The sequence below is a fragment of the Chryseobacterium sp. CG10_8 genome (assembly GCF_058117085.1).
Genome location: NZ_JBYVEB010000019.1, coordinates 25505 through 40044 on the forward strand (window position 1 = coordinate 25505; position 14540 = coordinate 40044).

Here is a 14540-nt window from a genome sequence, read left to right on the forward strand (position 1 = left end):
TTAATTTAGTCATTAAAAGTTTGGGTTTCGTCATCACTCAAAGGAGCTTGTGCTTCTTCTTGGTAATACTTTTTTGGTCTGCTAAAGACAACGATGATTATTCCAATGAAGAAAATCATAAAGATAATTAGTGCAATCGTCTGGTAGAGACCAGCGTTTTCACCGTTTGAAAGTATATCTTTAAAGCTTTGAGGAATCATTATACCTTTTGTTATTTCAATTTACTTTGTTGTACTTGCTGTTTTAACATCTGTTGTTTTAATGTCAGTACCTAATCTTTGTAGATAAGCGATAACAGCAATAATTTCCTTCTTCTCTAGTTCTCCCGCAGGCTTGCTAGCATAAGCTTTTTGTAAATCTCCAGCTTCTGAGAAGATATCTTTTACAATTTTTTTAGCTTGGTTATTAGCCCATGCATCTGCAGTATCAATCTCAGCTTTTGAATATGGAACATCAAATACATTCTTCATCAATTCCAATTTAGCTGTCATTTTTGACTTATCAAGATCGTTATAAATTAGCCAAGGGTAACGAGGCATGATGGAACCAGCAGAAGTTGACCTAGGGTTTTCCATGTGTTTGTAGTGCCAAGAACTTGGGTTTTTACCACCTTCTCTATGTAAATCTGGTCCTGTTCTTTTTGAACCCCAAAGGAATGGTCTATCGAAAACAAACTCACCTGCTTTTGAATATTGACCATTTTTACCATTAAATCTTACAACTTCATCACGGAAAGGTCTAATCATTTGGGAGTGACAAGCGTTACATCCTTCTCTGATATAGATATCTCTACCTTCCAATTCTAATGGAGAATAAGGCTTAACAGCTGCAATTTCTGGAACATTTGATTTTACCGTAAGAGTAGGTAGAATTTGTACTGCACCACCTATTGCCACAGCAACAAATGCTAAAATTGAGAAGTACATTGGCATTCTTTCTAACCAAAGGTGAGGTGTTTCTCCTGCTTTTCTAGCATCGCCAATATTGGCAAGAGCAGGTGCTTCTGCAGGCACGTCTTTCAAGAAGGAACCGCTTCTTGCAGTAGCAATAGCATTAATCACCATTAAAATGGCTCCAGCAATATAAAGGATACCTCCAAAGAATCTCATCCAATAGTAAGGAAGAATAGCAGTTACAGTATCTAACCAGTTTTTCCAAACTAATGTTCCATCTGGGTTAAACTGTTTCCACATCAATCCCTGCGTAAATCCTGAAATATACAATGGAACTGCATAGAAAATAATTCCTAAAGTACCTAACCAGAAGTGCCAGTTAGCTAATTTTACAGACCAAAGTTTGGTTCTCCACATGATCGGCAATAAGTAGTAGATCATACCAAATGCGATAAATCCATTCCAACCAAGAGCACCAATATGTACGTGACCAATTACCCAATCGGTAAAGTGACCAATTTTGTTTAAAGTTTTTGTTGCCAAAAGAGGACCTTCGAAAGTAGCCATACCATAACAAGTAACAGCAACAACAAAGAATTTCAATACTGGGTTTTCTCTTACTTTATCCCATGCCCCTCTTAAGGTAAGTAAACCGTTAAGCATACCTCCCCAAGATGGTGCGATCAACATAATGGAAAAACCTGTTCCTAACGCTTGAACCCAAGACGGAAGAGCAGTATATTCTAAGTGGTGAGGACCAGCCCAGATATATACGAAAATCAAAGACCAAAAGTGGATAATTGATAATTTATAAGAAAATACTGGTCTATCAGCTGCTTTTGGCATGAAGTAATACATCAAACCAAGTACTGGTGTTGTCAAGAAGAATGCTACTGCATTGTGACCATACCACCACTGTACTAAAGCGTCCTTAACACCAGAATAAGCAGAGTAAGATTTCCATCCAGTGAATGATAATGGAACCTCTAAATTGTTGAATAGATGAAGCATTGCAACCGCAACCCAAGTTCCGATATAGAACCAAATAGCTACATACAAATGACGAACTCTTCTTTTTGCAATAGTCCCGAACATGTTGATACCAAAAAGTACCCAAGATACGGTAATCAAGATGTCAATTGGCCATTCGTGTTCAGCATATTCTTTTGAAGTATTGATACCCATAAAGAAGGTAATCACAACCGCAACAATCATAATCTGCCATGTCCAGAAATGCACCCAAGACAAAGTATCGCTAAACATTCTTGCTTTTAGCAATCTCTGCAAAGAGTAATAGATTCCCGCAAAGATGCAGTTTCCTACAAATGCGAAGATTACTGCACTCGTGTGTAGCATTCTGATTCTACCGAATCCAAACGCACCATGAGTGTTAATTAATCCTTGAAGATTTCCGGCAGCCAAACTCTTAATTTCAGGGTCGTCTGTACCGAACAAAAATTCCGGTAATTCCGGATAAAACAGCATTAAAGCAGCAGTTAATCCAAGCAAAAATCCCACAACACCAAAGATTATGGTGGCAATGAGAAACGCTCTTACAATACTGTTGTCGTAACTAAATTTTTGTGTTTCCATATTCACTTATCACTTTATTATTCTTTTATTTATCTTTATTTTTAAGGTTTTCTGATTCTTGTTTGGACTCTTTCTCTCCATCCTCAAACAAAATGCGAACGGCGGGAGATTCGTCATCTTCAAATTGACCATTTTTTGCATTTACTAAAAAAATAATCAGAAAGACAACTGCCAATGAAACACTACAAATAATCATTAAATACAGTATGTCCATAACTCTACAAAAGTAAATCTTTTAGAATGGCCAAATTTAATGAAAATTTATGATTATTGTCAGCAATCGTTAAATATTGTTAATTTAAAATATTTCTAAATAAAAATATTTTGCATTTTCCATCGTTATTTGAAGTGCTTTCTAGATAATATCCAAATAGATAAGGAAGTGAAAACAACTACACTTATCGAACTTATAGGCATAAGAATTGCAGCAATAAGTGGTGATAAATTTCCAGTAATCGCAAATGCTAATCCTACAATATTGTACAAAAGGCTTATAACAAAGGTAATTTTTACAATAGTGACTGCATCTTTACTCATTGCGAGGTACTCACTCATCAGTGGAATTTTATTTCCTTGCATAATGACATCCGAAGAAGGTGTAAAGGTATTGGTGTCGTCTGCGATAGCGATCCCAACATTGCTTTGTTTAAGTGCTCCTGCATCATTGAGTCCGTCTCCAAACATCGCTACTTTTCGCCCTTGTTCTTGTAGGTCTTTGATGTAGTGTAGTTTATCCTCAGGACTTTGATTGAATTTCATTCCTATAACTGAAGGAATTAGTTTTTTGAGTGCCGTTTCTTCAGAAGCATTGTCACCACTTAGAAGGTGTATTTTGTAGTTAGAAAGTCCATCCATCATTTTTTGAAGTCCTTTTCTATACTCGTTTTTAAAGGTAAACTTACCCAAATATTGTCCATCTTTTTTAATATGAACCGATGTTTCCAAAGATGAGTTTTCAATTCCCATAAATTTTGCAGAGCCAACCAAATAGGTATGGTTTCTTATTTGGGCTTCATATCCTTTGCCAGGAACTTCTGTAAAAGATGTTACCGGAATGTGCGAGTCCTCAATTGGAAGGAAGTCATAAAGCATTTTTGAAAGAGGGTGATTGGAGTTGATAAGGATAGATTTTAGATTCTCCAAATCTGTTTTGCTGATTTCTATTCCCTCATATCCAATGTCAGATTTTTTGTTTTCGGTGATAGTACCCGTCTTGTCAAAAACCAAAGTGTTGACTTTGGCTAATTTTTCGATGGTCAATGCATCTTTTACATAAAAAAGATTTTTGCCTAAAGCACGCATCGTATGTCCGAAGGTAAATGGAGCAGAAAGCGCTAATGCACAAGGACACGCAACAATAAGAATGGCAGAAATCACCTGAAACATTTTTTCTATATCGGTTCTTCCCCAATAGATGCCCGCAATAATCGTTATTCCTAATATAATAAATGTAAAATATTTACTGATGGAATTAGTTAGCGTGTCTAATCCTGTTTCTTGCTTTTTGAAAGCTTCCTTATTCCATAATTGGGTAAGATAGCTTTGGTCTACATTTTTAATGACCTCTAATTCTAAAGCAGTCCCGATCTGTTTTCCTCCAGCAAAGATTTTGTCACCTGGACTTTTGCTCACAGGTACGCTTTCGCCCGTAATAAAACTATGGTCGATATTACCGTCACCATTTATCAAAATGGCGTCAACAGGTATGATTTCTTGGTTTCTTACTAATATGCGGTCTCCGATTTTAATATCCGAAAGCATAATATGCGAAGCGTTGCCTTCATTATCTAATTTGGTGACAGCTATTGGATAGAATGATTTGTAATCTCTGTCATATGACAGGGAATGATAGGTGCGTTTTTGGAAATATTTTCCCAAAAGCATAAAGAAAAGCAATCCGCAAAGGGTATCGAAGTACCCAGGTCCATAGTCTGTAACCACTTCATAAATACTTCGCCCGTATAAAACCAAGATTCCTAGAACAATGGGAACGTCAATATTGATGATTTTGTTTTTTAATCCAAACCAAGCAGATTTGAAATAGTCAGAAGCAGAGTAGAATACAACTGGAGTTGCAAAAAGAAACATCAAAAACCGAAAGAGATTTTTATAGGTATCCATCCAGAAATCAGTCGTGCCCAAAGCTTGAGAAGCATATTCGGGAAAGCTAAAAAACATTCCATTTCCGAAAGCAAAGCCAGCAATGGCTAATTTGATGATTAGTGATTTGTCAATATACTCTTCTTTTTTGTCGGAAGTCTCAAGATTAATGACAGGTTTGTAACCTAATTGAGTCAAAAAATCTGCTAATTCGCTTAGCTTCAATTGATGATGGTCAAAAGAAATAAGCAGTGTTTTTTTGGTGAAATGCACCTGCGAGTAATGGATGTGTGGATTGATGGAGTGTAAGCTTTCAAGGAGCCAAATACAAGAGGTGCAATGTATTACGGGGATTTTGAAAGTAATGAGTGTTGTGTTACCATCCGAGAAATCCGTTAGATGGTCGAAGATTTCTTGAGCATCAAGATAGTCAAATGAAGAAATGTCATCTGGTCTAACACCAGAATTTTTATTTAATTCATAAAAATTCCCCAAATTGTTCATTTGTAGAATTTCATAAACAGACTTACATCCGTTGCAACAAAAAGTTTTTTCATCGAAAAATAATCTCTCTTTGTTGATTTCCAGACCGCAATGGAAGCAATTTTCAGCCAAAATTTCTTTAGTTTAAAGCGCAAAAATATGATAAAAAATTTTGTCCCTCGGAGAGAAAAGCTATACTTTTGCTGATAAATATCATTTAGTATGTCTTTAGAAAAACAATTGATAATAGAGGAAGAGATTAAGAGCGCCTTCAGAGAAGAGGGTCTAAAACAAAGTCTTCCCGAGGAAGTATATGATCAATATAAGGCAGCGAAGCAGGTTGTCCACTTTCAAAAAGGAGACTGCATTTTTGAAGATGGAGAATTGTCCAAAGGTGTGTATTTGATTGAAAAAGGGACCATTAAGCTTTCTAAATTAGGAGCTTACGGGAAGGAACAAATTCTTCGTTTTATCAAAGAAGGAGACATTATTGGGTATCGATCTATTCTTTGCGGAGAAAATTATCAAGCGAAGGCAGAGGCGATGACAGACGTTGAAGTTAAGCAATTGCCATCGGATGTTTTTGTAAAGATGCTGAAATCTGATCCCAAACTATCTTTTGTAATGTTAGAAAAGATCGCTTACGAACTCGGTGAATCTTCTAATACCATTACCTTTTTAGCCCAAAAAACTGTTAGAGAGCGTTTAGCAGAGATTCTTTTGTTGTTGGAGCAAAAACTTGGTACCGATCCGGAAGGATACATCAAAATTGCATTAACAAGAGAGGAGATTGCTAATTTGATTGGTACTGCAACAGAGAGCGCTATCAGATTAATTTCAGAATTCAAACATGATCACTTGATTGAGACAGAAGGAAGAAATATCAAAATCTTAAATCACGAGAAACTGATCAAATTAGGTCACGTTACCATTTAAATTTTCAAATTAATTATTTAAAACAATATAGATGATAATTGAAGAAAGATACTTACGAAAGTGTCGGATTCGATTATCATTTTTTAATTCAAATTGCTATGTCTGTACATTCTGAAGTTAAAAAAGTCACTACCGAAACACTCCGCAAAATGAAATTTGATGGAGAGAAAATTACCATGCTTACCGCATATGATTTTACAACCGCAAAAATGGTAGATGCGGGTGGTGTGGACACCATTTTGGTGGGAGACTCTGCTGCGAATGTAATGGCAGGATATGAGACGACATTACCTATTACTCTTGACCAAATGATTTATCACGCACAATGTGTGGTAAGAGGAGTAGATAGAGCTTTGGTGGTGGTGGATTTGCCTTTCGGAACTTATCAAAGTAATCCGGAAAAAGCATTAGAATCGGCGGTGCGAATTATGAAAGAATCAGAAGCTCACGCCATCAAATTAGAAGGAGGGGAAGAAGTTTCCAAATCCATTAAAAAAATTGTTAATGCCGGTATTCCAGTAATGGGACACCTGGGACTAACGCCTCAAAGTATTTATCAATTCGGGACCTACAAAGTAAGAGCGAAGGAAGATGAAGAGGCGGAGAAACTGATTAATGACGCAAAACTTTTGGAAGAGTTGGGTTGTTTTGCGTTGGTTTTGGAAAAAATTCCCGCAACATTAGCAAAAAAAGTGTCAGAAAGTATTTCAATCCCAACAATTGGAATTGGAGCTGGCCCAGATTGCGATGGTCAAGTTTTGGTTTATCATGATATGGTTGGGATGAATAAAGGTTTTTCGCCTAAATTTTTGAGAAGATACCTTGATTTATACACAGAAATCACAGGTGCAGTTGCGCAATATGTAACTGATGTTAAGAAAAAGGAATTCCCTAATAATGATGAGAGTTACTAAATTTATTCTCTTCCTTATTGTTTCATTTCTTGTTTTTACAAGTTGTGGCTCGCAGAAGTCAACTTTTGGTAAAAAATACGAGGTGTATGATATTGATTCATTAGGTTCTAAAGAATATGTTTCCAGCATTCGAAAGGTTGATGGTTCAGATTTTAAAGAAGGGCGTTTTATAGAGAAAGATATTGAAGTTAAATATCAATTTTTAGCACCTTCAAAAATAGAGAGTGGTAGAAAATATCCTTTGGTTTTGGTTTTTCATGGTTCGGGAGCAATAGGAACGGATAATCAAAAACAAATGAATGCTCTTGTTAAAAATTGGGCGACCCCAAAAAATAGAGATAGTTATCCAGCCTATGTTTTGGCACCTCAATTTCCGGTTCGTTCTTCTAATTACCATTTGGACGAAGATAGAAAGGTATTGGCTTCGGAGTCTAATCAATATTTGGATTTGGTTCTTCAGTCAATTGATTCTTTGAAAAAAGTTCATCCAATTGACGAAAGGAGAATTTATGTAGTCGGTTTTTCGATGGGGGGTTCTACAACTATGAACGCTTTATCTAAGAGACCAGAGCTTTTTGCTGCGGGAATCAATATTTCGGGTATATCAGAATTTGATAAAATGGAGGAACTGAAGAGTACTCCGATTTGGATTGTTCATGGAAGTTTGGATACGGATAATTTGCCAAAAAGTAATTTGAAGTTTTTCGAAGAAATGGCGCCGAAAGGGAAAGTGTATTTTTGGGAATGTAAGGACAAATGGCATAATAATATAGCGTCAAGAGAACTATTGGATACGATTCCAAAATGGTTATTTAAACAAAAAAAGAAAAATTAAAATGAAGAATCTACCTGTTATTCAAGGAGTGTTATCAATCGCAGCATTATTTTGTATTGCAGTAGGGTGGTTTGGTCTTTTTTCAGATGAAATCAACGAAATTTTATCCAGAAGAGTGTTCTATATTTTGATAGGAGTTACTTTTTTGATTCAGGCTCCATTGTTGAGCAATAAAAAGTTTATGTATCCGATGTTTGTTGCAGCGGCTTTATGTCTCATCGGAGCGTTTCTACCCATAGATTCCAGATTTGCTTCAATTAAGACGATTGGATTATTGGCGGGAGTGATTTTTTCGATGTCTAATAGACAGAGAGTTAATCGTTAAATATTAAATTATGTTTTCTCGGGGCTTCTTTTTTGCGTTGATTTTTATTACAACATTGGCTTTTGCTCAGGGAAAGCACTATCGTTTTAGCCCAAATTTTCAGTCGGGTAAGGATTATTATCTTGAGCGTACTGTTCATGAAAGTTTTGTGAGTGAAAAAGGAAAGATAAGTCATCCAAGTATTGACTATGTCAAATTAAAGCTCAGGAAAGAGAATGTTATCAATAACGAAATGTATTATAGCTTCGTGGTTATTGAAAGAAATCATCAACATCTTGAGGATACTCAGGATCAGAAGACATCTCTTAATTTTTTTGAGGGGGTGAAGTTTTTTTTCAAAACTTCAGAGTCTGGAACTTATCTTGGAATCACGAATTTGGAGAATATTAAAAAACAGATTCGAGCTCATTTAACAAAAGAAAAAATTAAGGAGTTTCCTTCTTATTCCTACTATTATAATGGAGTCAAAGATGATCCAGTATACCAAATTGCGGTTGTCGAACGAGTCATTATTAATTATTTCAGATTTTACGGAAGTGATATTCCTTTAGGTAAAAGCTCTTATAATTTAAGACAAGAGAAATTTCCTTTTTTTGCCTCTCCATCTTTGCCGTATATTGTCAATGTGGAACTGATAGATGAAAAATCCAATATGTTTCTTAAGGTCGAGAGTATAGTTGATAAAAAGGAAATGACTCAGACAGATTTCGAAAATGCTGCGTTCAGATGTTGTGTCAAAAACATGGAAGACTTCAAAAAAGAATACAGTTTTTCGGCGATAGAGGATGTCGTGATTGATCAAGAAAGAGCTCTGGTGACAGAAATGCGCCTTTCTGCAGAACCTAAGTCCTACTCAAGAAATAAAGGACATTGGGAATATAACATGGTAATGAAGTTAGTACAATGATAGAATCTCAAATCATATTCGAAGACAACCATCTTTTAATCATCAACAAAAAAGCAGGGCAACTTGTTCAAGGTGATAAAACTGGTGATGAATCTCTTTTGGAATCCATTAAAAATTTTATAAAAGTTCGAGACAAGAAACCAGGAAATGTTTTCCTTGGCCTCGTTCATCGTATTGACCGACCAACATCGGGATTGGTGATTTACGGCAAAACATCAAAAGCGCTTTCTCGTCTAACCCAGATGATTAAAAATCGCGAAATTCAAAAAACATATTGGGCAATTGTTCCCAAAGAAATGATTCCTCAAAGTCAAAGACTGGTTCATTATCTCAAAAAAAATGAAAAAACCAATAAGGCAACCGTTTTTCCAAAGCCTACTGAAGGTGCAAAAGAATCTATTCTAAATTATAGCATCATTAAAACTCTAGATAATTATCAATTGTTAGAAATTGATTTGGAAACCGGTCGTCATCATCAGATTCGCGCCCAACTTTCAAAAGTCGGAGTTCCTATTAAAGGTGATCTTAAATATGGTTCACCTCGCTCCAACAACGACGGCGGAATTTCACTTCACGCCAGAAAATTAGAATTTATTCATCCTGTCACAAAGGAAAATGTGGAAATCATCGCACCTGTTCCTCAAAACGATCCGGTTTGGAAAGCTTGTGAAGGTTAAATACCACTTAAACCCATATTTAATCTAACATAAACCTCAGTATTCTCTGTATCTCCGTGGTTAAATATTATTTGTTTTAGTGATTTTCACTAAAATAGCCTTGTTTTTTTATTTTATAAAGATAATAAATCTAAATTTGAAATATTATTTATAATTATTATCTAAATTAATCTATTTTGCATTAATTTTAAACTGTTTATTTAGTATTTTTAAATATTTAATCTAATTTTGCGCTTCAATTTTTTTGAAGAATGAAATTCTATATTTATATAGCAACTAAAGAATATACCTCATACGCAGAAACCATTGTCAAGGAAATGGAAGATTCTGCAAAAGTTCGTGGAACAGGGATTGCAAAGCGCTCTCCCGAATATATCGCCAAAAAAATGGAAGATGGTGATGCGGTGATTGCTATTGCCGAAGACGGAACTTGGGGCGGTTTCTGTTATATTGAGACTTGGGATCACGAGAGATTTGTGGTCAATTCGGGTCTTATTGTTAATCCTCATTTCAGAAATTCGGGATTAGCGAAACAAATCAAAAATAAAGTTTTTCGATTATCGAGATTCAAACATCCGAAAGCTAAAATTTTTGGTCTGACAACAGGTTTGGCTGTGATGAAGATTAATTCAGATTTAGGATATAAACCAGTCACTTACTCTGAACTTACTCAAGACGACGCCTTTTGGAATGGTTGCAAAAGTTGTGTCAATTACGACATCTTAATGATGAAAGAGCGTAAAAATTGTCTTTGTACAGCTATGCTATATGAACCAAAACCAGACACTTTTGAAGTCGAAGTTGAGGAAGAATATAAAAAAATTGAAGAAGAAAAGTCAGACAAAAGACCTCTGAATTATTAAGTCTAAAATCTGATATCTAATTTCTAAAATCTAAATTAAATGAAAAAAATAGTTTTAGCATATAGCGGAGGATTGGACACCACATTTTGTGCGGTTCATCTTTCTAAACAAGGATACGAAGTTCATGCCGTGACAGTCAATACAGGAGGTTTTTCTCAGGAGGAAATTTCTGATATCGAAGCTTGCGCCAAGAAACTTGGAGTTGCATCATACACTTGTATCGATGCGGTGAAATCATATTACGAAGAGACCGTTAAATATTTGATTTTCGGAAATGTTTTGAAGAACAACACGTATCCACTTTCTGTGAGTGCGGAAAGGACTTCTCAAGCTACGGAAGTTGCAAAATTTGCCAAGAAAATTAATGCGGAAGCAATCGCTCATGGAAGTACAGGAGCAGGAAATGACCAAGTTCGTTTTGATGTTATTTTTTCTATTCTTTGTCCTAATGTTGAAATCATTACACCGATTCGTGATCTTCAATTATCTCGAGAAGCGGAAATTGAATTTCTAAAAGAGAACGGTGTTGAAATGAATTTTGAAAAAGCAAAATATTCTATAAATAAAGGACTTTGGGGAACTTCAGTTGGAGGAAAAGAGACTTTGACATCCTCAGATAATTTACCAGAAGACGCTTTTCCAAGTCAACTACAAAAGGAAACACCACAAAATTTAACCCTCACTTTTGAAAAAGGGGAATTAATCGGGATTGATGATGAAACATTTTCACATCCAACCGAAGCAATTTTAAAATTGGAAGAAATAGCAAGCCCATACGCGATTGGTAGAGATATTCACGTTGGAGATACCGTCATCGGAATCAAAGGAAGAGTCGGCTTCGAAGCAGCGGCAGCTTTAATTACGGTTAAAGCCCATCATTTGTTGGAGAAACACACCCTCTCAAAATTTCAGTTAATGATTAAAGACCAAATTTCAGGTTGGTACGGAACGTGGTTGCATGAAGCGTTGTTTCTTGACCCAGTGATGCGAGATATCGAAGCGATGTTGGATAATTCTCAAAAAACCGTGAATGGAAAAGTTTTCGTCACTTTACTTCCTTATCGTTTTATTTTGAATGGAATCGAGTCTGAAAACGACTTAATGTCTTCTAAATTTGGAAGTTATGGAGAGATGAATAAAGGGTGGAGTGGCGAAGATGTGAAAGGCTTTTCTAAAATTTTGAGCAACTCATTGTCAATTTATTACAACATCAACGCTCATGAATAATTCAAAAATAAAGGCGGGAATTATCGGTGCGGCAGGTTATACAGGCGGAGAATTAATCCGTCTCTTGCTTCATCATCCCAACGCAGAAATCGAATTTGCAACAAGCAGAAGTTTGACAGGTGATAAAATATCGTCCGTTCATCGAGATTTGTTGGGCGAAACAGATTTGGTTTTTAGTGAAATGAACGACCAAGTGGATGTTATTTTTCTTTGTCTTCCACATCAGGAAAGCAAAGTTTGGTTAGAGCAAAATCCACTTCCCAAAAATGTAAAAGTTATCGACTTTGGAAATGATTTCAGAGTGAATGAAGCATTTGGAAATCAAAAATTCACTTACGGTTTACCGGAGTTTCAAAAAGATAAAATTAAAGAAGCGAAATTGATAGCCAATCCCGGATGTTTTGCAACAGCAATTCAATTAGCGCTTTTGCCTTTAGCTTCTAAAAATTTGTTGAAAGATGTTTACACGACGGGAATCACGGGTTCTACAGGTGCAGGAAAATCGTTGATGAAGACCACTCAGTTTACATGGCGCAATAATAATATTTCCGCATATAAAACCTTGACACACCAACATTTAGGTGAAATTAAAAAAACTTTAAAATCATATTGTCAAGCTGAAATCGACATCAATTTTGTTCCATGGAGAGGCGATTTTCCAAGAGGAATATTTACGACTTCCGTTTTAGAATGCGACCAATCTTTAGAAGAGGTTTATCAGATTTTTGAAGACTTTTACAAAGATTCAGTCTTCACTTTTGTTTCGAGAGAAAATATTGATTTAAAACAAGTTGCAAACACGAATAAAGTACTCGTTCACATCGAAAAAGAAGGAAATAAAATTGCAATCCACACCGCAATTGACAATCTTTTGAAAGGAGCTTCGGGACAAGCCATCCATAATATGAACCTGATGTTTGGCTTTGATGAAAAAGCAGGTTTAAATTTAAAACCACAGGCTTTCTAAAATGTCATTGCGAGCGAAACGTAGTGTAGCACAGCAATCTCAAACTTAAAAATGAACAGTTTTGTTATCCTGCCTCACAATGATAGGTAGCAACATAAAAAAACAAAAAAAAATGAACCTTTTCCAAGTATATCCTTTACAAAATATCACTCCCGTAAAAGCTGAAAATTGTTGGCTTTGGGATGACAAAGGCGAAAAATACCTTGACCTTTATGGTGGTCACGCTGTCATTTCAGTAGGACATTCGCGTCCGCATTATGTGAAAGAACTGACGAAGCAACTCACCCAAATTGGATTTTATTCCAATTCAGTTGTTATTCCGCAGCAGGAAGAATTGGCTGAAAAGTTGGGAAAAATTTCGGGTTATGAGGATTACTCGCTTTTTCTGTGTAATTCAGGAGCAGAAGCCAATGAAAATGCGTTAAAATTAGCGTCTTTCCATAACGGCAAAAAGAAAGTGATAACATTTAGTAAATCTTTCCACGGTAGAACATCTGCAGCAGTTGCTGCAACAGACAACAAAAGCATAGTTGCTCCGATTAATGAAACGGACAATTTTATTTTCGTCGAACTTAATAACGAAGAAAATTTAGAAAAGGCTTTTGCTGAGAACGAAATTTCATCAGTGATTATTGAAGGAATTCAAGGAATTGGAGGTGTGTATTTTCCTACGGAAAGTTTTTTTAATAAAATTCAAAATCTTTGCAAAGAACATCAAGCGGTGTTTATTTGTGATGAAATTCAGTCAGGTTACGGAAGAAGCGGGAAGTTTTTTGCACATCAGTATCACGAAAATATCAAACCTGATATTATTTCCATTGCAAAAGGAATGGGAAATGGATTTCCTGTTGGTGGAATTTTGATTTCCCCTGAATTCAAAGCACAATTCGGAATGTTGGGAACAACTTTTGGCGGAAACTATTTGGCTTGTGCGGCTTCTATCGCTGTTCTGGATATTATTGAAAACGAAAACCTTGTAGAAAATGCAAAAGAAGTGGGCGATTATTTTGTTGAGCAATTAGTTGCAATTCCTCAAATTAAGGAAGTCAGAAGTCAAGGTTTGATGACGGCTTTAGAATTTGATTTTCCTGTTGCAGAACTTCGAAAAAAACTTTCGGATGACTATCATATTCTTACAGGAACTGCCTCAGGAAAGAATGTCATGCGAATCCTTCCTTCATTAACCGTTTCAAAAAACGAAATCGATTTGTTCATTGAAGCACTCAAGGAAGTTTTAAATTAGTATTTAATTTTATGTGAAATTTTTGATATTCAATAGTAATAAATATTTCTCGTTTTACTTTAAATAAACGAAGTGCCTTTGTTTATCAATAAAATATTTGAAGAAAAAAATATGGTCTATCCTTGCGATATTTTAACGCAAAGCAAGACAAAGGAATAGGGAATATCATTGATGAAATAGGTTAAACAAAGACATTTCATTTGAAATCGAAAAACAAGTTTTGTTGACCTATCGGAAAGAAAATGAAGATTAATGAACTTTTGAATTTAACTATTAAAACATCAATAGGAATGGACTTTAGTCCATTTTACAAAATGAAAAAGAAAAAAGGCTTTAGCCAAAATTAAATATAAAAACACAAATAATAGAATTTAAAAGTCTGATTAATATTTTTAGTAACACTTAAGCAGATTTAATGACATCAAAAGTCAGTCACTTAAGAACACTTGAGTTTTGAAAATCAAAGATTTTCACCTAAAGTGAACTTAATATTTTTAGTATTTATTCAAACTAAAGTGACTAAAGTGTTTTAAATTAAGCTTCATAGAACTATAAGATAATTGTGAATATATTCAAA

14 protein-coding genes are annotated in these 14540 nt (G+C 35.3%); 10 read left to right on the plus strand and 4 right to left on the minus strand.

Annotation, left to right across the window (positions count from 1 at the left end):
• Positions 1 to 5 precede the first annotated feature (5 nt).
• The 4 genes from AC4AGG_RS05325 to AC4AGG_RS05340 all read right to left on the minus strand — a co-directional run bounded on the left by AC4AGG_RS05325 (position 6) and on the right by AC4AGG_RS05340 (position 5201).
• Positions 6 to 200, minus strand: coding sequence for a CcoQ/FixQ family Cbb3-type cytochrome c oxidase assembly chaperone (locus tag AC4AGG_RS05325; protein ID WP_489770953.1), 195 nt, complete (start codon positions 198 to 200; stop codon positions 6 to 8).
• A 21-nt stretch (positions 201 to 221) separates the two neighbouring features.
• Complete coding sequence (ccoN, locus tag AC4AGG_RS05330; RefSeq protein WP_489770954.1) at positions 222 to 2486, minus strand: cytochrome-c oxidase, cbb3-type subunit I; 2265 nt, start codon at positions 2484 to 2486, stop codon at positions 222 to 224.
• A 25-nt stretch (positions 2487 to 2511) separates the two neighbouring features.
• Positions 2512 to 2700, minus strand: a complete 189-nt coding sequence (gene ccoS, locus AC4AGG_RS05335) for a cbb3-type cytochrome oxidase assembly protein CcoS (protein WP_489770955.1) — start codon at positions 2698 to 2700, stop codon at positions 2512 to 2514.
• A gap of 125 nt (positions 2701 to 2825) precedes the next feature.
• On the minus strand, positions 2826 to 5201 hold the full coding sequence (locus AC4AGG_RS05340) for a heavy metal translocating P-type ATPase (RefSeq protein WP_489770956.1): 2376 nt from the start codon (positions 5199 to 5201) through the stop codon (positions 2826 to 2828).
• 90 nt (positions 5202 to 5291) lie between these two features.
• On the opposite strand from AC4AGG_RS05340, the gene AC4AGG_RS05345 reads away from it, so the two are divergent.
• The 10 genes from AC4AGG_RS05345 (at position 5292) to AC4AGG_RS05390 (ending at position 13963) form a co-directional block, all read left to right on the plus strand.
• Positions 5292 to 6005: a Crp/Fnr family transcriptional regulator gene (locus AC4AGG_RS05345; RefSeq protein ID WP_489770957.1), complete on the plus strand. Its 714-nt coding sequence runs from the start codon at positions 5292 to 5294 to the stop codon at positions 6003 to 6005.
• Positions 6006 to 6103: 98 nt separating this feature from the next.
• On the plus strand, positions 6104 to 6919 hold the full coding sequence (gene panB, locus AC4AGG_RS05350; RefSeq protein ID WP_489770966.1) for a 3-methyl-2-oxobutanoate hydroxymethyltransferase: 816 nt from the start codon (positions 6104 to 6106) through the stop codon (positions 6917 to 6919).
• Positions 6903 to 7754, plus strand: coding sequence for a carboxylesterase family protein (locus tag AC4AGG_RS05355; protein ID WP_489770958.1), 852 nt, complete (start codon positions 6903 to 6905; stop codon positions 7752 to 7754). The genes panB and AC4AGG_RS05355 overlap by 17 nt, the downstream gene beginning before the upstream one ends.
• Position 7755: 1 nt before the next feature.
• The gene (locus AC4AGG_RS05360) at positions 7756 to 8079 is read left to right on the plus strand and encodes a hypothetical protein (protein ID WP_489770959.1); all 324 of its coding nucleotides are present in this window, start codon (positions 7756 to 7758) and stop codon (positions 8077 to 8079) included.
• Positions 8080 to 8089: 10 nt separating this feature from the next.
• Positions 8090 to 8986, plus strand: a complete 897-nt coding sequence (locus AC4AGG_RS05365) for a hypothetical protein (protein ID WP_489770960.1) — start codon at positions 8090 to 8092, stop codon at positions 8984 to 8986.
• The gene (locus AC4AGG_RS05370) at positions 8983 to 9663 is read left to right on the plus strand and encodes an RluA family pseudouridine synthase (protein WP_489770961.1); all 681 of its coding nucleotides are present in this window, start codon (positions 8983 to 8985) and stop codon (positions 9661 to 9663) included. The genes AC4AGG_RS05365 and AC4AGG_RS05370 overlap by 4 nt, the downstream gene beginning before the upstream one ends.
• Before the next feature lie 251 nt (positions 9664 to 9914).
• Positions 9915 to 10526, plus strand: a complete 612-nt coding sequence (locus tag AC4AGG_RS05375; RefSeq protein ID WP_489770962.1) for a GNAT family N-acetyltransferase — start codon at positions 9915 to 9917, stop codon at positions 10524 to 10526.
• Between the two features lie 39 nt (positions 10527 to 10565).
• Positions 10566 to 11753, plus strand: a complete 1188-nt coding sequence (locus AC4AGG_RS05380; RefSeq protein ID WP_489770963.1) for an argininosuccinate synthase — start codon at positions 10566 to 10568, stop codon at positions 11751 to 11753.
• A complete protein-coding gene (gene argC, locus AC4AGG_RS05385) occupies positions 11746 to 12720 on the plus strand; it encodes an N-acetyl-gamma-glutamyl-phosphate reductase (RefSeq protein ID WP_489770964.1) in 975 nt (324 codons plus the stop codon). The genes AC4AGG_RS05380 and argC overlap by 8 nt, the downstream gene beginning before the upstream one ends.
• A gap of 112 nt (positions 12721 to 12832) precedes the next feature.
• Positions 12833 to 13963, plus strand: a complete 1131-nt coding sequence (locus AC4AGG_RS05390; RefSeq protein WP_489770965.1) for an aspartate aminotransferase family protein — start codon at positions 12833 to 12835, stop codon at positions 13961 to 13963.
• Positions 13964 to 14540 lie beyond the last annotated feature (577 nt).